The sequence below is a fragment of the Cytobacillus sp. FSL K6-0265 genome (assembly GCF_038003465.1).
GTDB lineage: Bacteria > Bacillota > Bacilli > Bacillales > Cytobacillaceae > Cytobacillus > Cytobacillus stercorigallinarum.
Genome location: NZ_JBBOPE010000001.1, coordinates 2978732 through 2998310, shown reverse-complemented (window position 1 = coordinate 2998310; position 19579 = coordinate 2978732). Strand labels below are relative to the sequence as shown.

Sequence of the window (19579 nt, the reverse complement as noted above, 5' to 3'; positions counted from 1 at the left end):
AAGAAACATACTCTATAATAAGATATATAATTGTAAGGAAGGGGGGAAAAAGTGAATAGTAAAGAAGCTTATTTATTTTGGTCATTGGCCTATCATTTACTACATCAAGAAGAATATCGCTTCATTCAGCTTTCTGAAAAACAAGATGAACTCTGGATTGAGAAGTTAGAAAATAAACAGACGAAAGTGATCCGTTTGCTAAGGAAGAATTTAGATTGGAGTAACTGGTTACAAAGAGATATAGAAGCAGTTGCGTTTAATGGTGAGCGTATTCGAAAACAAGTAAGGCATAAAGAAATGACTGTGCTCAATGTATATATTTCACCATTTGTACCAGTTGATGATTATGAGGATAAGCTTAACAAGCCCTTTAAGCATTCTAAAATGGAGAAGACAACTGTTGAATCTGTCATTATGACAGTGGATAGGTTGGACGAGGTAGTGAAACAACTTCATCCATACTTTGAGAAACCTCTTTTCTCCTTAGAAGCAACATCTGACGATGAAATTGATGAACAAGTAATCGAAAACTTAAAAAACCAAACTTTAAGGTTCGCCGCAAATAAAGCGAAAGAAGAAAAAGAGGTTTTTAGTCAAGGTAAGCCCATTTTTACATATTTGTTTATCGCACTACAAGTTTTAGCATTCTTTTGGCTGGAATGGAAAGGTGGAAGTACAAATACCTCGGTATTGATTGAGAGTGGTGCAAAATATAATCCGCTTATTTTAGCAGGTGAATGGTGGAGATTTTTTACCCCTATCATTTTACATATTGGTTTCCTGCATTTATTGATGAATACGCTCGCTCTTTTTTACTTAGGCTCTGCTGTTGAGCGAATAATGGGCAATACAAGGTTTATATTTATTTACTTGTTATCTGGTTTTATGGGATCATTGCTAAGTTTTATTACGAGTCCCAACGTATCTGCTGGAGCAAGTGGAGCGATATTTGGCTGTTTTGGCGCGTTGCTTTTCTTTGGAATAATGAAACCCAAATTATTTTTCCGTACAATGGGTATGAACATTATCATTGTTCTTGTGTTTAACCTAGCTTTAGGCTTTATGATACCAGGAATTGATAACGCTGGTCATATTGGTGGTTTAATCGGCGGGTTTTTAGCAACGGGAATCGTTCTTTTACCTAAGAAGAGAAAAAGGGTTGTTCAACTATTGATTGCTTGTTTCACGGCTCTACTCATCAGTGGGGGCCTCTATTATGGCTATCACAACCCTAATGATCAAACACAAGAAGAGATGGCTTTGATAGAAGCACAAAATCATTTAGAAAAAGAAAATTATTCAATGATGATTCAAGAACTTACTCCGTTTGATAAAGAAGGTGCAACTGCACAAACTTATTTTTTATTGTCCTATGCGGAAATTCAATTAGGAGAGATAGAGGAAGCGAAGCGTCATTTGCATCTGGCTATAGAAGAAAACGAACAATTCCATGAAGCTTACTATAATCTTTCCTTATTATATTTAAGAGAAGGACAAATGGATGAAGCGAAAAAATATCTGGATCAAGCGGTAGAATTACACGACTCAGAAGATTATCGCAAGCTACAAGACAATCTAAATGAAAGCAAATAAAAGATTTCGACAGGAAGGGAATATTTCCTAGGAAATTCTACATCTTTCCTTAGAAACTTAAAAAACTTGTTTGTTTAACATAAAGTAAGAAGGAATCAACCTCTTAAGCGGGTATGATTCCTTTTTAGTATGTCTATGATGTTTGTTAGGAATATATTTGAATGAGGTGAACTCATGGAAACTAAGAAACATCATAAAGTATCTAAGGAATTGATTGATAATACATCCTATTTAAAAGAAGCATTAGCAATCGGAAAGAACTTTGATGTGTTACAAATAGATGTTGAATATACAGGGATTGACATGGCGATCTATTTAGTTGATGGCTTCGCTAAAGATGATATTATGAATCGTTTAATGGAATTTCTTGCACAGCTTGGAAGAGAAGAATTAGAAGAAGATACCGTTCCGAAGCTAATGAAGAGATATATCCCTTATATTGAAATTGCTACAGAAAGTGATCTTGATGCAATTGTCGATGCCGTATTAGCTGGTCAAACGGCATTGGTCATTGATGGGGCAGATGAAGCGATATTAATTGATACAAGGTCTTATCCGGCGCGTGGACCAGAAGAGCCTGATATTGAAAGGGTTGTAAGAGGTGCCAGGGATGGTTATGTTGAAACATTAGTTTTTAATACAGCATTAACGAGAAGACGGGTAAGAGATCGGACATTAAGAATGGAGTATTTGCAAGTCGGAAGACGGTCAAAAACCGATATTGTCATTACCTATATTGAAGATATTGCAGACCCTAAGTTGGTGAGTAAAATCAAGGATAGTGTATCTAAAATTGACACAGATGGCTTACCGATGGCTGAGAAGACAATTGAAGAATATGTTTCTGGTCAGCATTGGAATCCCTTTCCAATGGTAAGATATACAGAAAGACCGGACACAGCAGCCTCGCATTTATTTGAAGGTCATGTATGTATCATAGTGGATGGTTCACCGAGTGTAATTATCACACCGACTACTTTCTGGCATCACTTGCAGCATGCTGAGGAATATCGAAACAAACCGATTATTGGTGCTTATTTAAAATTCGTTCGCTTTATTTCTGTATGGGCTTCACTTTTTCTTTTACCAATTTGGTTCTTATTTGCTGCGAACCCAAGTTTATTACCAGATGCCCTCTCGTTTATAGGACCAGAAGAGGCAGGGAAAATCCCTTTGATTTTGCAAATCTTAATAATTGAAGTAGGTATTGATATGCTCCGAATGGCCTCCATTCATACCCCCTCGAGTCTTGCTACTGCGCTTGGCTTAGTAGCAGCACTCATGATTGGTGATTTGGCCGTTTCAGTTGGCCTATTTACAAGTGAAGTTGTTCTTTATTTTGCCATTGTAGCAATTGGTACGTTTGCTACGCCAAGTTATGAATTAGGATTAGCTAATCGAATTGTCCGTATTGTTTTATTATTACTGACAAGCGTATTTGATATGTATGGTTTTTTCATCGGTATTACGCTATTTGTCCTTTGGTTATCTAAAATGAAGTCGTTCGGAGTCCCTTATTTATGGCCGTTTATTCCCTTTAATTTAAGAGCCTTTAGAGATGTCCTTTTACGTTCACCAATGCCTTTGAAAAATAGACGTCCGAGAATGTTGCATCCAAAAGATCCTGATCGATAAATGATGACTTTTCTTTTAATCGTAAGAATTACTCTTTCTCTCATCTGTTTTAATGATTGAGGAAGAGTTTTTTTTCGTTTATACTTTGCTTTATGAAAGAAAGAATCGAGGGAATGAATGTGAAAAGTTTTTATGATGTACAACAGTTGTTAAAAGCTTATGGTGCCATTATTTATATGGGTGAACGTTTATTGGATATTGAAATGATGGAGCTTGAAGTGAGTGAATTATATAAAGCAAAAATAATTGAAGTAGATACATATCGAGATGCTTTATTAGTCTTAAGGGCTGAGAGAGAAAAAGAGAAAAAGAAAAGAAGAGAATAAATAATTGCGCTCATTACTTCTCTAGGAGGTGTTGTTGTGTTTGTTGGTGTGGATATAGGTGGAACAACAATTAAATTTGCATTTGTTAACGAGGATGGCGACATTCACTTGAAATGGCAAGAAAAGACGAAGCAGGATTATACAGAGAACAGTTTAGCAGAGCAAATCACAACGTCAATTGAAAACCATAGAAAGAGGGCGCAAATAAAAAAAGCGCAGATTTTATCTGTTGGAGTCGGTGCACCAGGACCGGTAGATACAAAAAATGGAGTTTTGCTTTCAGCAACAAATATAAATTTGCCACCTCACTATCCCTTACAAAAAGAACTATCCGATTACATGGCGCTTCCAGTGAATTTAGAAAATGATGCCAACTGTGCAGTGTTAGGAGAACGCTGGGTAGGTAGTGCCACCGGCTACAAAGATATTGTGCTGGTAACAATTGGTACGGGTATCGGTGGTGGCATTATTAGTAATGGTCAGTTAACGCGTGGGAATGGGGGTTCTGCTGGTGAAATAGGTCATATCAATGCTGTTTCTCCTTATGGTGAGCGGTGTAATTGTGGGAAATGGGGTTGTCTAGAAACAATTGCCTCAGCTACTGGAATAGTACGTGTGGCCAAGGAAATCATTCATTCAAACAAAAACACATTATTAGTTGACCATTTATCAGTTCGAAATATATTTTACTTTGCAGGTAAGAATGACGTAGTTGCTAAAGAAGTGATTCAAAGAACAATGAAGCCATTAGGCATTGCCTTAGCGAATGTAGCAGCAATACTAAACCCTGAGGTGATTATCATCGGTGGTGGCGTTTCTCAAGCTGGGAAATTATTACTGGACCCATTACAATTCTATTATAACGAAAACTTATTTCCTGAGACGCGAGGGTCTACTTTATTGAAACTAGCTACTTTAGGGAATGATGCAGGAGTAGTGGGTGCCGCATGGAGTGCAAAGCAATTAATTATAAGGTAAGATTTCTGTAATAGTGAGTGAAGTCATCTTTTCTTTTCAACCATCATATGTATGAACTGATGGAGAGGAGGATAAAAGGTGAAGATTAAAGTTAGGTCAGGTGATTCTTTATGGTATTACAGTCAGCTGTTTATGGTTCCAATCAATTTAGTCATTGATAGTAATCCACAAGTGGACCCTTCCTCATTACAGATTGGCCAAAGCATTCAAATTCCTGGCTTTCATACATCTACTATTAAACTTCAAAAAGGTGATTCACTATGGCGAATAGCATCAAAGAATAATCTCCCTGTCGATGCATTGCTATTATTGAATCAGCAGTTGCAGCCTCAAAATCTACAAGTAAATCAAACAGTTCTAGTACCAAAAAGAGTGATTATGCCTTTAATGGATAGGAAAAAAAGTTATAGTTTTAAAACTTTACAAGACGATCTCAAACAATTAAAAGAAGTTTATCCATTTATAAAAATAAATGAGATTGGTTATTCGGTGGCAGGCAAACCATTATATGAGATAAGAATTGGTACGGGTGAAAAGCAAGTCCATTATAATGCATCATTTCATGCCAATGAATGGATTACGACACCTGTGCTCATGTCTTTAATAAATGCCTACTTGTTATCTATGACTAATGCGAAACCTTTAAGGGGAATGGAGACTTTACCTTTTTATAGTCGTGTTGAGTTATCCATTGTACCAATGGTCAATCCAGATGGAGTAGACCTCGTTTTAGGGGGACCGCCAGAAGCCTATAAAGAAGAAATACTAGCAATTAATGAACAAAAAGATGATTTTTCCCTATGGAAGGCGAATATTAGAGGAGTAGATTTGAATAAACAATATCCTGCAAATTGGGAATATGAAAAGGAAAGAAAGCCAGATGTACCTTCATCTCGAGACTTTCCTGGATACGAACCATTATCCGAGCCTGAAGCGACAGCAATGGCGAATCTTGTAGAGAATAATAACTTTAGCTTATTATTAGCCTTCCACACGCAAGGTGAAGAATTTTACTGGGGATTTGAAGGACTAGAACCCCCTGATTCAAAAGTGATTGCAGACGAATTTGAACGAGTGAGCGGTTATCGTTCGGTTCAGTATGTAGATAGTTTCGCTGGATTTAGAGATTGGTTTATCCAAGAGTATCGACGGCCAGGATTTACGATGGAACTGGGAAAAGGAGTGAACCCTCTGCCGTTATCACAGTATGAAGACATGTATGAAGAAATGCTTGGTGTCTTTTTAGCTTCACTTTATCTTTAATAAAAAATAGTTGTTGCTTGTATTTCCTCCATAATCAGTATAAAATTTACTATTGATTACAATGTTTTTGGGAATTAATTAGGAAGAATTTCGTAGAGAGCGAAGAAAAAGCCGGAAACGGCTTTTTCTCGCGTCTATTCAGATAAAAGTGCACTAGATTGCGATGGGGGGCAAGCCAAGTTTATGAAGCACAAAGCGGAACAACAAGATTATATGTTCATATTGCTTTTATTTTTTTCCACAATGATTATAGCTGGCTGTCAAGTGAATGAAACAGGTGATACGCCACCTGTAAAAGAAACGAATATGACGGAGAACCGAACTTCAAAACAAGCAATTATACCTCTTGCTGTTTCAGAATCTGATCAAATTTTCTTCTTTGGCTGGTTAGATGCCAAGCACCTATTATTCCTCAATCACAAAGATGAAACATTGAACAAAATCTTTAAATATAATATGTATACCGGAGAACAAGAGTTGTTTTTTGAAGGTGAAGCACCAATTAATAATGTCTATATTAGCCCAGATCAACAATATATATTTGTCCAGTCTGAGCAAAGTAATCAAAAATGGCGTATTGCTATAGTGGATCATGAAGGTGATTACCTATTGCAGGAGTTAATAGATGGCACCGAACTAGCTGTTTCCTGGAATCAATATGATCCAACAATGTTATTGGTTTCTAGTTTTGCTGAGGACTGGTCTTACACTTCTTATATGGTATCAGCTGAAACACAAAATATGGAACAAATATCTATAGCTGAGCCGTTTGTCCATTGGGTGGGTGCTGATTCATTTGTTTATTTGGACTGGAGTACGAATGGTCCTTCTATCGTGACACAATTAAAAGAACAAAAAAAGACAGGAACGGCGGAAGTGAAGAAAGAAAATGTGTATTTTGTTGATACATTTAATGATTTAATGATGACCATTGGTGTAAATGAAAATCATGATGAAGAGGCAAGATACACATTTATGAATAACGAATTTGAATCGGTGTTATCTTTTTCGGTTCCTCATTTAACAAGCTTTTCCGGTTGGATGGTCCCACAATATGCCATGCTGGATAAAGAGTTTTTGTATTTTAAACCTGAGTATAGTACAGATGCAGATACGTATCAAGGTAACTTTGATTTCATTGCTACGGATATGAAAACTGGAGAACAGACTGTCTTACTAGATGATATGGACAATGAACCTCTTGCCTGTTCTAATAAAGCCAATGCCTGTTTATATGGACATTATTTAGATAAAGTCATTCTATTAGATGAAAAAGAAGTCATTTCACTTATAGAATCTTGAGCAGATTCATTTTCTTCGCACTTTATTTTGTGCATACTAATATTGATACTTAAAGGAGATGACAACATGGCAATAGTAGACGTAACAATTATTCCAATAGGAACGGAGAGTCCAAGTGTATCAGCTTATGTAGCAGATATTCAAAAGGTCTTAAAAGAATATAAAGATGCTGGGGCCATTGATTACCAATTGACACCGATGAATACCCTTATTGAAGGAGAATTACCAGTGTTATTCGAGGTTATCCAAGCTATGCATGAAGTTCCGTTTGAAAAAGGACTAGCGCGGGTGGCAACAAATATTCGTATTGATGACCGTAGAGATGTAAAACGTCAGATGGCGGATAAAGTTAAACGGGTAGAATCATTGTTGCAAGAGGATGAACGATAAATAAAAAGTCTGCCCTCAAAGAGGCAGACTTTTTATTTACATGCCCTTTTAATGGACAGCCGGGAATCCGCTATGAATTAATGTCATCACAGCAAACCATCCGAAAACGGCAGCTGTTCCGAAAGCGAATACAATCCCTAGAAGATTTTTGTTTCGTAGTGCACTGATTAGACCGAAAATTGCTAAAATAGCTGTTAAACCAGTAATAATGACTAGTCCCATGATTATAGCCCCCTTTTCATTCAATCAACAAATGAGTTTATGCTCATTCCTTGCAAAGGTTTGGAACCGTATGTAATACTTATTTTTACATTCACATCATATTTTATACTTTTTTTCAAAATTTGTCGAGGTCTATTCTACGAACTTTTCAGATAATAACATTTTAAGGAAAATACATCAAGCCGGATTAATCATGTTTACTTCTCGTAGAGTTTAGAGTTGTGTACAATAAAGGAAAATAACGAAGGAGGAATTGCTTTGAAATACGCTCAGTTACCATTAGGTCCATTACAAACGAATTGTTATCTTCTTATAAAAGAAAACAAGGACTGCTTAATTATTGATCCAGGTGGAGAGGCAACAAAACTCACAAAAATAATAGCTGATGAAAAATTGCATCCGAAGGCGATACTTTTAACACATGCCCATTTTGATCATATTGGTGCAGTAGATGAAGTAAAAGAAAAGTACCGAATACCTGTTTACATACATGAAAAAGAAAAGGATTGGCTAACAGACCCAGCCTTAAATGGTTCAGCAAGATTTCAAATGGGCCCAGCGCTTCGTTTACAACCTGCCGATGAGTTATTTGTAAAAGAGCAAGAGCTAGATATCTCAGGTTTTTCCTTCAAAGTATTAGAGACACCGGGTCATTCCCCTGGTAGTGTTTCCTTTTATTTCGCAGACATTGCCTTGCTTTTTGGTGGGGATGCCCTTTTTCAGGGTAGTATTGGACGAACGGATCTACCTGGTGGTCATCATGAGACCCTTTTGCAAAGCATACATGATAAATTACTAACTTTACCTGAAAATACCCTCGTCTTGCCCGGACATGGGCCAGCGACTACTATTGTCAATGAAATGGACACTAACCCTTTCTTGAATGGTTTTTCATAATGAATCCAATCATCCGTTATATCGAAGAAAATAGGATGGAACGGCTTACTTACGCCGATTATATTCAGTTAGCCCTCTATCATCCTGATTTTGGATATTATATGAAGGGTGATAAAAAGATTGGTGTAGCTGGGGACTTTTATACATCAGCCACAATGTCACCTATGTATGCAACAATAATCGCTAAATGGTTTATAGAGCAGGTGAGAGTGAACCAACTGCCGGCAGCCGTGTTAGAAATTGGTGCAGGTGATGGTTCATTCGCTCAAGTCTTTATTAATCAATGGGAAGAGATGACAGATGAGCCACTTGTTTATTTATTGATCGATGAAAGCCCCTATCATAGAAGGTTGCAAAAGGAAAAACTATGTAAATATCACAGTGTAGAACTTCATTTTCTTCAATCATTAGATGAATGTCATACGTTTTCAGGGCTTGTTTTTTCTAATGAACTACTTGATGCGCAACCTGTTCATCTAATAGAAAAAAAAGATGATCGTTTATTTGAAATAATGATTACTTCCAATCATAATGTGCTCAATGAAGTCTTTATTCCTCTAGAAAATCAGGAAATCATTTCATACATCGAGCAAATGTCGATTTCCTTATACAATGGGCAAAGAATCGAAATTCCATTATTTATGGATGGCATAAGCGCATCGATCAGCGAAGTGTTAGAAAAAGGACTTGTATTGACAGCTGATTATGGTTACACAGACGATGATTGGTTAAAGCCGACGAGAAAAGATGGCAGCCTGAGGGGATATAGGAAACATCAGCTTATTCCCAATATCCTTGCACACGCTGGTGAAATGGATATCACCCATGATGTTCACTGGGATTCATGGATACGTTTTGGTGAGAAGTATGGGTTGACTTTTATGCAGAAATGGCGGCAAGATGAGTTTTTAATCGCATCTGGCATTTTAGATGAATTATCCAATCATAGTGGAGATCTATTTTCAAATGAGGCTCAGAAAAATCGTGATATTCGAACTTTATTAATGGATAGTGGAATCAGTCAATCGTTTCAGCTCGTTCTCCAGAAAAAGAATCTATAACAAACATAATAAAAAGAGGATGACATGTCATCCTCTTTTTATTATGTTTGTTATGTGTGCTTTAGTGTGATCCCATACCTGGTACCATCATAAAGACAGTCCAATATGTGAATCCGATAAAGGCAACAGTTAAGTATGCGCCAAAAATATAAATGTACATACGCTCTGTAAGCTTTAAGTAGCCTAGTAGCACAAAGAAACCAGTTTGGCCAAGGAATAGTAGTGCTGGTGTATACATATCACCTACATAAAACATAATTGCAAAAATAGCAGTCCAGAATCCCATCACTCTATACATGCGATCCATATGTATCCCTCCTTTAACACACACATATGTCCATTACTCAATAATTATAAGGTAATACTTGGTTAAAAGTAAACAGTATGTTTTTTATTTTGCGACAGCTTCATAAGAACAGGAAACACATCCATTTAACATATTACCCAATTCCCTTAATTCTATATCTAAGAAAACCGTTTCAAACATGCCTCTTAAAAATTCAAAATGCATTTGACACACTTCACCTTGATTTTTCTTTGCGGTTTCTTTAAAGGGACAATTAAACATTTCAAACATGATCTTTTTGCCATCAAATTTAAATTCTGGCTGAAGACCAGCGACTTCTGCTGCTTCAATGACGAGAGCTAATTTTCTTTCAAATGAGTCCTCTTTTGTAACCATTTGCCGGTGTAATGCGGTTTCCATCAATTTCTCGCCATATTTTTTTCCTGTCACATATAATGCCTTTTTTCCTTCTGGCCCAAGTGTAATCATTGTTTCTAGAAGAATATCTGATAACATTTGATAATTACGATAAGGAAAATGTAATCCAATCTCGCTATCAGTTAGGTGATAGCGCTTGCTCGGTCGGCCACCTTGACCAGTTTTTTCTATTTTCGCTTCAAGCATGTTAATCTCTGCGAGTTTTGATAAATGCAATCTCGCAACATTCGGATGAATAGAAAACTCTTTAGCAATTTCTTTTACAGTGACAGGGAAATGTTTTTTTAGAACATACTGATAAATATAGTATCTCGTTGGATCGGATAATGTATTCGTAATTTTTAAAGTTTCATTCATTATTCTCACCTCTAAATGATTGTCATTATTCTTTTTGCAATGATCTGAATAGGTTTTTAAAGTAGCGATTGAACTGTCAGTCAGTTGTGGATATTTTCTATTTATTAATACCATTATATAGTAAAGTGTGATGAAAGAGGAGAGGGTAGAAGGAATCTCTTTAATGTTCAAAAAAAAGTTAAAGAAAACGACTAAAATCATGCAGGAAAATGTTTTTTTTTGGCGAATAATAAAATATCTTAAAAAAGGTGGTGACTAATTACTTGGTCTCAATGCAACGCATGGCTACCTTAATTTTAAGGGAAGCTGTGAAAACAGAAGTAACAGATATTCACTTTGTCCCCAGAAAGAAAAACACAATCATTTATTTCCGCTATGGCAAGCGCCTTGTCCCGAAGCATTATATCCCTCATTATGAATCTGACCGCTTAATTTCTCATTTCAAGTTTATTGCCTCAATGGATATTGGTGAAAAACGAAAACCCCAAAATGGCGCCTATTCTACAGATATTGAAGGATATGAGATTGGCTTACGTTTCTCCACATTACCCTCTCAGTACAATGAAAGTCTTGTCATCCGTATACTGCCTCAATCGACCCATATTTCTCATCATCATGTTTCACTATTTCCAACGATGTCCCGTAAAATCCTTGCTATGCTTAAACATGCACACGGGATGATCATATTAACTGGCCCGACTGGTAGTGGAAAAACCTCAACCTTATATAGTTTGCTAAATGACAATTCTACCCTATTAAATCGAAGTATTATCACGTTAGAGGATCCGATTGAGAAAAAGACTGACTCCTTACTGCAAGTCGAAGTAAATGAAAAGGCAGGCGTAACATATGCCACTGGTTTAAAAGCGATCCTTAGGCATGACCCGGACATTATTATGGTTGGGGAAATACGCGACGCACAAACAGCGAAAATAGCTGTGAGAGCAGCTTTAACTGGGCATTTAGTATTAACGACTATGCATACGAGAAATGCTATTGGAGCCATTCATCGTTTAGTGGAGTTTGGTGTAGCGTGGAAGCAAATTGAACAAACGTTAGTAGCTATAACAGCACAGAGGCTTGTCGAATTAACCTGCCCATTTTGTGAAGGAGAATGCACCGATTTCTGTTATAGCTGTGGCAGGTTAAAAAGAGCTGGCGTGTTTGAATTATTAAGTGGGAGGGAATTGAATCGAGCATTGAAGGCGGCGAAAGGTAGCGATAGCAATTATGAACCATATTTTTCGCTCAAGTCAGCTTTGAAAAAAGGGGTAGCATTAGGGTATGTAAAAGAAAGTGAGTTTAATCGGTGGATTTTAGATGAAAAAGGTTAAATGGACATTAAAGGAGCAATGCGACTTCCTTAAGAAAGTAGGAGAATTACTGTCCAGGGGTTATTCGCTCTCAGAAGCGATGGCTTCGGCGAGTTTACAATTACCCTTAGAGAAAAAGCTGCAATTACAAGAGGTTATTTATCAGTTAAAAGAAGGTTTCCATCTGCACTCTGCCCTAGGGTCGATGAACTTTAATTCACATCTAGTTGGGTATGTCTTTTTTGCTGAGCAACATGGAGGGTTACAACAAGCTTTTATTGATGGAAGTGATATGATGCAAAAGAGGGGAGAGGATATGAGAAAGATAAAAAAGGCATTAATGTATCCATGTTTCTTAATCATTGTCACCATTCTCCTATTTTCTCTCGTTGAAAAAATCATTCTACCTCGCTTTACCTCGCTTTTCCAGTCGATGAATGTAAAGGAAAATGCCTTTATGGTACTTCTTCAATGGATTGGGTCTGCTGCTCCTCTATTCTTCATTGTGATGTTCACTTTGTTACTACTAAGTTCTTTGTACTACTACTTTATTTTTCGACGATTTTCAATGATCAGACAAGTATCGCTTGTTGTTCGCCTACCGATTGTTGGCAAACTAGTCACCCTTTTTAATACCCATTACTTTGCCATTCAATTGCATTATCTACTTGCAGGTGGGATGTCTATCACAACTTCCTTGAACTTATTTGCTAAAAGTGAAAAACAACCATTAATGAAGGAAGTTGGTCAATATTTGCGTCGTAAGCTTGAAAATGGTGAACAATTAGATGAATTGATTCAGGTGTTTCCCTTTTTAGAATTAGATTTAAGAACAGTTATTCGTCATGGGCAGCAAAATGGAAAACTAGAAGAAGAACTACAATTCTTTAGCCGCTATTGCTTGGAGCTGTTAGAAGAAAAGATAGATCAGTTAATGAAAGTTATTCAACCCGCTATTTATCTTATTGTTGGTTGTTTAATCATTTCATTATATTTAGCAGTAATGTTACCAATGTTTCAATTAATGGAGGGTGTATGATGAAAAACATAAATAATGAAAAAGGGTTTACCATGATTGAGATGATGATTGTCTTGTTAGTCATTTCTGTACTCCTAATTATTACGATTCCAAACATAACAAAAAACCAATCGGCAATAAACGAAAAAGGCTGTAGTGCTTTTACAAAAATGGTTCAGAGTCAAGTCCAATCGTATGAATTAGCCAATAATAAGCTTCCTGAGTCATTGGATGTACTTGTGACGGAAAAGTATTTAAATGAAGGTGAAACAACATGTCCGACCGGAGAAGCATTAGTATTAATAAACGGCATTGTGACGGCACAGAAAGACGAATAAATTCACAGTCAGGATTTACTTTGATTGAATCCTTAATTGTTTGGTCTGTTTTTAGTGTCATTCTTTTTATTACTGCTATAAACTTAGAGCACCAATTTGAAGAGTATGATGATCAAGCTTTCTTTGCCATGTTTGAAGGTGATCTTCTATATGCTCAGCAATATGCGATTGTAAATCAAACAACCGTTAGTGTTTATCTTTTACCCGATGAGCATGAGTATATCTTTTCTAATGGGCAAAATATTTTTTTTCGTCAGAAATATAGTGAGCAGTATTTCATTACTAGCGGTACAATGCCACTACATTTTAAATTCTTAAATAGTGGGAAAATTAACCGTTTTGGTTACTTGCAAATCAAAAGCTCGGCTAATCAGTACAAATTTGTTTTTCAAATAGGTAGAGGGAGATTTTATGTGGAAGCATACTAATGGTTTTATGCTCATTGACTTATTCTTCACCTTATCGGCGATGCTTTTGATCGCCACTCTTTTTATTCCTGTCATGATACATCTCTATACTGACGCACATATTGAAAACTTGAGATATGAAGCCACTCAAATTCTATATGAGGAAATGATGGACAATGATAGGGCGCTACCTAGAACGGTGAGAAAAGACGAAATGTCATTTCGCCTTTTTAATAGTGATGCTAATAATATTTGTATCTCTTATTTCTATCAGCGAGAAGTGATGATCTGTGAAAAGTATTAAAAGGAACGGCTTTACGCTAATTGAAGCACTCCTATCTCTCGCTTGCTTTTTAATCATTGTGAGCTTTATCCCACTTATGTTTAAAGTTATTTCCGTTAACGAGAATATTGATGAAAGAAAGCAAAAGATTGAATGGCTCGTATTTATTCAGCAATTAAAAAAAGAAGTACGCATTGCTGAGGAGGTATCCTTAGATAATCGAGGAGAGCTTATGTTATTAATAGACAATCAATTTATTAGCTATGAGAAATATGGTGATAAGTTAAGAAGGCGTGTGAATGGGACAGGACATGAAGTTGTGTTACAAAAGCTTCAATCCGTTCAATTTGAGGTGACAGAAGATAACATGACGATTGTTTATAAAAATATTTTCCAGAAAGAGTATCGGTCTTCTTTTTATCAAATGAAGATAAGGAGCACAAACGGTGACGGGGATAATGAATGAGAAGGGCCTCTTTTATCCTTTTGTATTATTACTCATTGTTTTGCTTTCTTTGGTAATTACCATTCAAGCAGATTTTTTATTAAGAGAAAAAAGAATGATGAAATTAAGTGGTATCCTTTTACAACAGGAGTACTATTTTAAGCAATCGATGATTTATTTAGATGAACAATTTCATTTGAATGGTGAGCTACCAATAGAAGGAGAGTATTCATTCAATCATGGAACAGTTTTTTATGAGATAGAAGACCAAGAAGAAAGTCTCATCAAAATCAATCTGGAAGTAGAAATAAACGGTGTGGCGAACGTAAAAGCGATGGCGTATTATTCATTGATTGAAAGAGATGTGATTAAATGGATAGAAATCGAAAAGAAATAAGAATAAATGGCATAGGAATTGGAAAAACTAGTAGCTAAAAAGGCAGGGATGCCCAATGAATTCTAATGATTATGTCAAATTTATTACTCAGACATTTGTCCAATATATGGAACAACCGAAATCTGAAAGGAAGAAACAAAGGGTAGAAAGAAAGCAAGAAAAAGCACCCCTTCTATTCCGTTGGTTTGGAATTGTACCTTACCTTTTGTTTTATGGTTTGAAAAGAACGAAAAGAAGCAATCATGAATCGAACTGAGCAAAAAGATGAAGAAATACCACCTATTTAGATGGATTTCTTCATCTTTCTTTGTTTGGAAAGTAAATAAAAGGGCCTTTTAAAGGTCTGTATCGTTGACCAAAGAAACCGCCCCTACTTATACACCACGGTCGATTATTAACTAATCGCCTCATCAGTTAAATAAAATAACCCACCATTAACAATTGAGATATGAACTTGTGGTTCATACTGCTCTTGTAATGCAGCCATTTCGTTTTCGAAGCTTTCTCCTTTTTCATCTGCATCTTCATAAAACCTTTCTAATAATTGCAGGTCCTTTTGCCACCTTATTCTTGCTTCATCTGCCCATGTGTGATCTTCTTTTTCAATTTCCGACTGCAAAAAATTCGCCACGCGCATCACACCGCTATTTGGTTTGATAAATGGTGACAATGTAAAGCTAAAGTCGGGTATTTTAGGAGTAAGTGATAAATGAAGGAGCTTATCATGGAATTGTTCAACCATTTGCCCGTTAATTAAGTGCAGGCCGATTGACTTGAACAAATCTTTCTTACGATCACATTGGTACGATATCCGTAGATTTAGCCCTAGCCAAGGACGCAGGGCGGTTTGCGTTCCTGGTGGGGCCTCGTAATTTTCATACAAACGGATATAACCAGCCAAGTTTTTCGTCGATTGAAAAATTTGATGCAAACGAGGTGATCCAAAGTGAATGACCTCACCCTTTATATCATCTGGTGCTAGGGATGGGTTGGTTATAAGGGTAAGCTCCATAGGTTTTGCAACACCGCCTGTTTTCTCTAAATAGTGCCAATAAAAGGGGCGATTCATTAATTCTTTGTCTAGTTCTACTGTCAACTGAATGACTAAATAGCCTGGTTTATTTTCAAGGATTTTACACTGATTGGCATGAAAGTATCTTAATAGAAAATGGTGGATTTCATGTTGCTGCATGTTGATCTTCCTCCTTTACGGACTCAGCAAATTCAATCATAGATGTTAAATTATCCATTTTTATGCGCATTTCTCCTTCTGAAGCCGAGTGTCCGAAAATATCAACTAGGTGATCATTAATATTGCCAAATTGTAGCTTTGTTAAAATATCATCCAACTCGCCAATCACCTTTTCGAAGAGGTGGATTTTTTCATACAATAGTTTTAGTACATGTTCTTCGACTGTATCTTTAGTAGCGAAGTTATAAATATGGACATCGTTTTTTTGACCGAGACGATGAATTCTACCAATTCGTTGTTCTAGTCTCATCGGATTCCAAGGAAGATCAAAGTTAATGATATGACTACAGAATTGTAGGTTGATACCCTCACCGCCTGCTTCTGTGGCAATTAACACCTGCGCGTGGTTTTGGAATAACTCGCGCATCCAATCCTTCTTCCCTCGTTTGAATCCACCACGAAAAGGAACAGACGTAATGTTATGCTGTTTTAAAAACCATTGTAGAAATAGCTGGGTGGCGCGATACTCTGTAAAAATAATGACTTTATCATTGATTTGTTGAATGATCTCTAATGCTTTTTGCGCTTTTGCATTTTGTTGAATATTTTCGACTAACCCAATTAACTCTTCAATTTTTTGCTGAAAGGCAACGGAAGGTTGTTCTTGTTTCTTTAACATATTTCTTAAAGTGTAAAATACCGCTTCACGACTGCTGCATGCTTCACGTTGTAAAGTCATCAGTGAGAATTGGCTATCAGTCATCCAATTACCTTCTCTGTGTATAGAAGAAATTGCATCATATAAGGCTCTTTCCTCTTTTGAAAAATGGATGGGAACGGTTTCGACATGCCTTTTTGTCCATTCAATACCAGTATCTTGTCTACGGTTACGAATCATTACTTTATTTACTAGTTCCTTTAAGCCTTCATCATCATCTAGAGAACGTGCATTTTTTTTGTATTTTTCATAAAAGGCTGTTTCTGTGCCTAAGTGACCTGGTTTTAACAAAGAAACAAGATTGAAGATTTCACTAATTCGATTTTGTATAGGTGTTGCTGTAAGTAGTAAGCAAAATTTCTTTTTTAAAGACTGTACAAATTCATAGTTTTTCGTTTTGTTATTTTTTAATTTATGTGCTTCATCAATAATAATCAAATCATAATTTTGTTCGAAGACTAAACTTCTATGCGGTTCTCTCTTCGCTGTGTCGATTGATGATACGACGACATCACATTGCTCCCACACATAGCTCTTTTTTTGAGCGACAGCCGGGATGAAGAACTTACTGTTTAATTCGATTGCCCATTGAGACACTAATGAAGCGGGTACAAGGATGAGAGCTTTCTTAACAAGCCCTCTGATCATGTATTCTTTTAATATTAACCCTGCCTCTATCGTTTTCCCTAAACCGACTTCATCAGCTAGAATCGCTTTACCATTCATATTTTCCACTACTTGTTCGGCGACCTCTAGTTGATGTGGTAGAGGGGTGAGGTTTGATAAATGTTTGTCTACTTGCAGTCCATCAAACGCTGGGATGACCGTTTGATTTTCAACCTCAATAGTAAGCTTGAATAAATCCCAGTTCCCCCATGGTCCATCATTATCAATGCGGTTTTGAAATTCATCTTGCCATGTTGCATCAAAATTTATTTGTAAAGTCATTTGTTCTCTCTCCTTTTTATACGAACATTATTAATTTTTTTGTTATTAACGTTCGTATTAGGCTTAAGTCTTGTTGAAAAAACATGAGAATTTTAAATAAAAATATTGCCCAAATAATGATACGATGGTAGGATGTAAGTAGCTTTGAAAGTTGTGAATTTTCAACGTTAATTCTGCAAATACGTACAATACGTCTTTGTAAGCTTCGACTCTCTAAAGCAGTTAATTATAGTATGTGCAAAAATGGAAAAAATTATAAACGCGAATGATGGCAAGGGGAGAGACTGCAGCGCTGCAGCGCCGAAGGAGCAAACAATCACCGTATTGTGAATCTCTCAGGCAAAAGAACACTTGCTTGACGCAACTCTGGAGAGAGCTCAAGGTATTAAGCGAGCCACCAAAGGGGAAAGGCCGTAATATCGCCGTAAACTCTCAGGTGAAAGGACAGAGAATCTGCTCAAATGATAGGTTTTGAGGAGATTCTCTGTCCTTTTTTGTGTGCTTTAGAACACTTAGCTTCTTTAAAGGAGTTAAGCGAAGAGCATTGAGCTTTTGCCGTAACATTTGGCGACAAGCCAAGTATTTCTATGGCCAGTTTGCAAATATTCATCTTAGAAAAAATTCAGAAATATAAAGGAGGATGAGTGAATGTCACAGTTGAAAAAGACACCACTACATGACATTTATCAACAGTATGGTGGAAAAACGATTGATTTTGGTGGATGGGACCTTCCTGTACAATTTTCTAGTATTAAAGAAGAGCATGAAGCGGTACGTACAAAAGCGGGTCTGTTTGATGTATCACATATGGGAGAAATTGAGGTTAAGGGTCCAGATAGTTTACGTTATCTTCAGAAAATGATGACAAATGACGTTGCGAAACTAAAACCGTTTGGCGCACAATATACAGCCATGTGTTATGAAAATGGTGGAACTGTAGATGATTTGCTTATTTATAAAATGAATGAAGACGAATACCTTTTAGTCGTAAACGCAGCAAATATAGAAAAAGATTATCAATGGTTACAAAGCCATTTAGAAGGAAATGTGAAACTTAAAAACCTTTCTGAGGAAATGTCACAATTGGCTTTGCAAGGCCCTGTGGCTGAGATTGTCTTACAGAAAATTACGGATATTGATTTAAGTGAAATTGGCTTTTTCAAATTTCAGCAATCAGTAAATATAAATGGTAAAAGTGCATTAGTTTCGAGAACTGGCTACACCGGTGAAGATGGTTTTGAAATTTATTGTAAAAACGAGGATGCAGTCCTTTTATGGCAGTCGATTTTAGAAGCAGGAAAAGAAGAAGGAGTTCTTCCATGTGGATTAGGTGCCCGAGATACCCTTCGCTTCGAAGCAAATTTAGCTTTATATGGTCAAGAGTTGTCTTCTGAAATTTCTCCACTTGAAGCAGGTATTGGCTTTGCCGTAAAAGTGAACAAGGAAGAAGATTTTATTGGAAAAGCGGCATTAACCTTACAAAAGGAAAATGGATTAAGCAGAAAAATTGTTGGGATTGAAATGATTGATCGTGGGATTCCTCGCCATAGTTATGCAGTTTATGCTGGTGACCAACTGATTGGTGAAGTTACTACGGGTACACAATCTCCTACTTTAAAGAAAAATATCGGCTTAGCCCTTCTGGACAGTTCATACACAGCGCGAGATTCTGAAGTGGAAGTTGAAATTCGTAATAAGCGTGTACGTGCCAAAGTAGTGGCAACACCGTTTTATAAAAAAGAGAAAAAGAACTAACTAATCAGGGGGAGAGA

General features: G+C 36.6%; 23 protein-coding genes and 1 riboswitch. Of the genes, 18 read left to right on the top strand and 5 right to left on the bottom strand.

The genetic code is table 11. The features are described 5' to 3' along the window. Positions 1–51 precede the first annotated feature (51 nt). The 7 genes from MHH73_RS15135 (at position 52) to MHH73_RS15105 (ending at position 7487) form a co-directional block, all read left to right on the top strand. The gene (locus tag MHH73_RS15135) at positions 52–1593 is read left to right on the top strand and encodes a rhomboid family intramembrane serine protease (protein WP_191810510.1); all 1542 of its coding nucleotides are present in this window, start codon (positions 52–54) and stop codon (positions 1591–1593) included. A gap of 174 nt (positions 1594–1767) precedes the next feature. Continuing rightward, positions 1768–3228 (top strand): spore germination protein, encoded by a 1461-nt coding sequence (locus tag MHH73_RS15130; RefSeq protein WP_191810512.1) that lies wholly within the window; start codon positions 1768–1770, stop codon positions 3226–3228. A 119-nt stretch (positions 3229–3347) separates the two neighbouring features. Next, on the top strand, positions 3348–3554 hold the full coding sequence (locus MHH73_RS15125; protein ID WP_191810514.1) for a YqgQ family protein: 207 nt from the start codon (positions 3348–3350) through the stop codon (positions 3552–3554). Positions 3555–3590: 36 nt separating this feature from the next. Next, positions 3591–4532, top strand: coding sequence for an ROK family glucokinase (locus tag MHH73_RS15120; RefSeq protein ID WP_191810517.1), 942 nt, complete (start codon positions 3591–3593; stop codon positions 4530–4532). Positions 4533–4610: 78 nt separating this feature from the next. Further along, the gene (locus tag MHH73_RS15115; RefSeq protein WP_191810519.1) at positions 4611–5795 is read left to right on the top strand and encodes a M14 family metallopeptidase; all 1185 of its coding nucleotides are present in this window, start codon (positions 4611–4613) and stop codon (positions 5793–5795) included. 183 nt (positions 5796–5978) lie between these two features. Then, positions 5979–7097: a YqgU-like beta propeller domain-containing protein gene (locus tag MHH73_RS15110; protein WP_191810521.1), complete on the top strand. Its 1119-nt coding sequence runs from the start codon at positions 5979–5981 to the stop codon at positions 7095–7097. A gap of 66 nt (positions 7098–7163) precedes the next feature. Beyond that, complete coding sequence (locus MHH73_RS15105; protein ID WP_191810523.1) at positions 7164–7487, top strand: MTH1187 family thiamine-binding protein; 324 nt, start codon at positions 7164–7166, stop codon at positions 7485–7487. A gap of 48 nt (positions 7488–7535) precedes the next feature. Here MHH73_RS15105 and MHH73_RS15100 read toward each other — a convergent pair whose 3' ends face one another. Continuing rightward, entirely contained in the window at positions 7536–7709 is a 174-nt protein-coding gene (locus MHH73_RS15100; RefSeq protein ID WP_095372578.1) for a DUF2759 domain-containing protein, read from the bottom strand. Positions 7710–7967: 258 nt separating this feature from the next. Here MHH73_RS15100 and MHH73_RS15095 point away from each other — a divergent pair, with 258 nt between their 5' ends. Together MHH73_RS15095 and MHH73_RS15090 are read left to right on the top strand one after the other, a co-directional pair. Beyond that, positions 7968–8606 carry an MBL fold metallo-hydrolase gene (locus tag MHH73_RS15095; RefSeq protein ID WP_191810525.1) on the top strand — a complete coding sequence of 213 codons (639 nt, stop codon included), beginning with the start codon at positions 7968–7970 and terminating at the stop codon, positions 8604–8606. Continuing rightward, positions 8606–9667, top strand: a complete 1062-nt coding sequence (locus MHH73_RS15090) for an SAM-dependent methyltransferase (protein WP_191810527.1) — start codon at positions 8606–8608, stop codon at positions 9665–9667. Before MHH73_RS15095 ends, MHH73_RS15090 begins: the two co-directional genes overlap by 1 nt. Positions 9668–9728: 61 nt before the next feature. Here the strand turns inward: MHH73_RS15090 and MHH73_RS15085 are convergent, their stop codons facing one another. Continuing rightward, positions 9729–9974 carry a DUF2626 domain-containing protein gene (locus MHH73_RS15085; RefSeq protein ID WP_095372581.1) on the bottom strand — a complete coding sequence of 82 codons (246 nt, stop codon included), beginning with the start codon at positions 9972–9974 and terminating at the stop codon, positions 9729–9731. Positions 9975–10058: 84 nt separating this feature from the next. Then, positions 10059–10748 (bottom strand): helix-turn-helix domain-containing protein, encoded by a 690-nt coding sequence (locus MHH73_RS15080; protein WP_191810529.1) that lies wholly within the window; start codon positions 10746–10748, stop codon positions 10059–10061. A gap of 263 nt (positions 10749–11011) precedes the next feature. On the opposite strand from MHH73_RS15080, the gene comGA reads away from it, so the two are divergent. The 8 genes from comGA to MHH73_RS15040 are packed head-to-tail and all read left to right on the top strand — an operon-like array spanning position 11012 to position 15205. After that, the gene (gene comGA / locus MHH73_RS15075; RefSeq protein ID WP_341067855.1) at positions 11012–12082 is read left to right on the top strand and encodes a competence type IV pilus ATPase ComGA; all 1071 of its coding nucleotides are present in this window, start codon (positions 11012–11014) and stop codon (positions 12080–12082) included. Then, the gene (gene comGB, locus MHH73_RS15070) at positions 12069–13100 is read left to right on the top strand and encodes a competence type IV pilus assembly protein ComGB (protein WP_191810533.1); all 1032 of its coding nucleotides are present in this window, start codon (positions 12069–12071) and stop codon (positions 13098–13100) included. Before comGA ends, comGB begins: the two co-directional genes overlap by 14 nt. Further along, entirely contained in the window at positions 13100–13417 is a 318-nt protein-coding gene (gene comGC, locus MHH73_RS15065) for a competence type IV pilus major pilin ComGC (protein WP_191810535.1), read from the top strand. The genes comGB and comGC overlap by 1 nt, the downstream gene beginning before the upstream one ends. Then, the gene (gene comGD, locus MHH73_RS15060) at positions 13354–13845 is read left to right on the top strand and encodes a competence type IV pilus minor pilin ComGD (RefSeq protein WP_341067850.1); all 492 of its coding nucleotides are present in this window, start codon (positions 13354–13356) and stop codon (positions 13843–13845) included. Before comGC ends, comGD begins: the two co-directional genes overlap by 64 nt. Beyond that, positions 13829–14128 carry a hypothetical protein gene (locus MHH73_RS15055; RefSeq protein ID WP_191810539.1) on the top strand — a complete coding sequence of 100 codons (300 nt, stop codon included), beginning with the start codon at positions 13829–13831 and terminating at the stop codon, positions 14126–14128. The genes comGD and MHH73_RS15055 overlap by 17 nt, the downstream gene beginning before the upstream one ends. Continuing rightward, a complete protein-coding gene (gene comGF, locus MHH73_RS15050; protein ID WP_341067848.1) occupies positions 14115–14573 on the top strand; it encodes a competence type IV pilus minor pilin ComGF in 459 nt (152 codons plus the stop codon). Before MHH73_RS15055 ends, comGF begins: the two co-directional genes overlap by 14 nt. Further along, positions 14554–14949 carry a competence type IV pilus minor pilin ComGG gene (gene comGG / locus MHH73_RS15045; RefSeq protein WP_191810543.1) on the top strand — a complete coding sequence of 132 codons (396 nt, stop codon included), beginning with the start codon at positions 14554–14556 and terminating at the stop codon, positions 14947–14949. The genes comGF and comGG overlap by 20 nt, the downstream gene beginning before the upstream one ends. 55 nt (positions 14950–15004) lie before the next feature. Next, positions 15005–15205, top strand: coding sequence for a YqzE family protein (locus MHH73_RS15040; protein WP_191810545.1), 201 nt, complete (start codon positions 15005–15007; stop codon positions 15203–15205). A 138-nt stretch (positions 15206–15343) separates the two neighbouring features. Here the strand turns inward: MHH73_RS15040 and MHH73_RS15035 are convergent, their stop codons facing one another. Both MHH73_RS15035 and MHH73_RS15030 read right to left on the bottom strand, forming a co-directional pair. Further along, entirely contained in the window at positions 15344–16141 is a 798-nt protein-coding gene (locus tag MHH73_RS15035; RefSeq protein WP_191810547.1) for a YqhG family protein, read from the bottom strand. Beyond that, on the bottom strand, positions 16128–17807 hold the full coding sequence (locus MHH73_RS15030) for a DEAD/DEAH box helicase (RefSeq protein WP_191810549.1): 1680 nt from the start codon (positions 17805–17807) through the stop codon (positions 16128–16130). The genes MHH73_RS15035 and MHH73_RS15030 overlap by 14 nt, the downstream gene beginning before the upstream one ends. Before the next feature lie 265 nt (positions 17808–18072). Continuing rightward, positions 18073–18168, top strand: a riboswitch (glycine riboswitch). A gap of 287 nt (positions 18169–18455) precedes the next feature. On the opposite strand from MHH73_RS15030, the gene gcvT reads away from it, so the two are divergent. Continuing rightward, positions 18456–19562 carry a glycine cleavage system aminomethyltransferase GcvT gene (gcvT, locus tag MHH73_RS15025; RefSeq protein WP_191810551.1) on the top strand — a complete coding sequence of 369 codons (1107 nt, stop codon included), beginning with the start codon at positions 18456–18458 and terminating at the stop codon, positions 19560–19562. The last annotated feature ends 17 nt before the right edge of the window (positions 19563–19579 follow it).

Excerpts from the sequence above, each read along its gene's own strand:
- MHH73_RS15055 (WP_191810539.1), top strand. The coding sequence starts at position 13,829 with ATGTGGAAGCATACTAATGGTTTTATGCTCATTGACTTATTCTTCACC.
- comGD (WP_341067850.1), top strand. The coding sequence starts at position 13,354 with ATGTCCGACCGGAGAAGCATTAGTATTAATAAACGGCATTGTGACGGC.
- MHH73_RS15080 (WP_191810529.1), bottom strand. The coding sequence starts at position 10,748 with ATGAATGAAACTTTAAAAATTACGAATACATTATCCGATCCAACGAGA.
- MHH73_RS15110 (WP_191810521.1), top strand. The coding sequence starts at position 5,979 with ATGAAGCACAAAGCGGAACAACAAGATTATATGTTCATATTGCTTTTA.
- MHH73_RS15035 (WP_191810547.1), bottom strand. The coding sequence starts at position 16,141 with ATGCAGCAACATGAAATCCACCATTTTCTATTAAGATACTTTCATGCC.
- gcvT (WP_191810551.1), top strand. The coding sequence starts at position 18,456 with ATGTCACAGTTGAAAAAGACACCACTACATGACATTTATCAACAGTAT.
- MHH73_RS15100 (WP_095372578.1), bottom strand. The coding sequence starts at position 7,709 with ATGGGACTAGTCATTATTACTGGTTTAACAGCTATTTTAGCAATTTTC.
- MHH73_RS15090 (WP_191810527.1), top strand. The coding sequence starts at position 8,606 with ATGAATCCAATCATCCGTTATATCGAAGAAAATAGGATGGAACGGCTT.
- MHH73_RS15105 (WP_191810523.1), top strand. The coding sequence starts at position 7,164 with ATGGCAATAGTAGACGTAACAATTATTCCAATAGGAACGGAGAGTCCA.
- MHH73_RS15085 (WP_095372581.1), bottom strand. The coding sequence starts at position 9,974 with ATGGATCGCATGTATAGAGTGATGGGATTCTGGACTGCTATTTTTGCA.
- comGB (WP_191810533.1), top strand. The coding sequence starts at position 12,069 with ATGAAAAAGGTTAAATGGACATTAAAGGAGCAATGCGACTTCCTTAAG.
- MHH73_RS15130 (WP_191810512.1), top strand. The coding sequence starts at position 1,768 with ATGGAAACTAAGAAACATCATAAAGTATCTAAGGAATTGATTGATAAT.
- MHH73_RS15040 (WP_191810545.1), top strand. The coding sequence starts at position 15,005 with ATGAATTCTAATGATTATGTCAAATTTATTACTCAGACATTTGTCCAA.
- MHH73_RS15030 (WP_191810549.1), bottom strand. The coding sequence starts at position 17,807 with ATGACTTTACAAATAAATTTTGATGCAACATGGCAAGATGAATTTCAA.
- comGC (WP_191810535.1), top strand. The coding sequence starts at position 13,100 with ATGAAAAACATAAATAATGAAAAAGGGTTTACCATGATTGAGATGATG.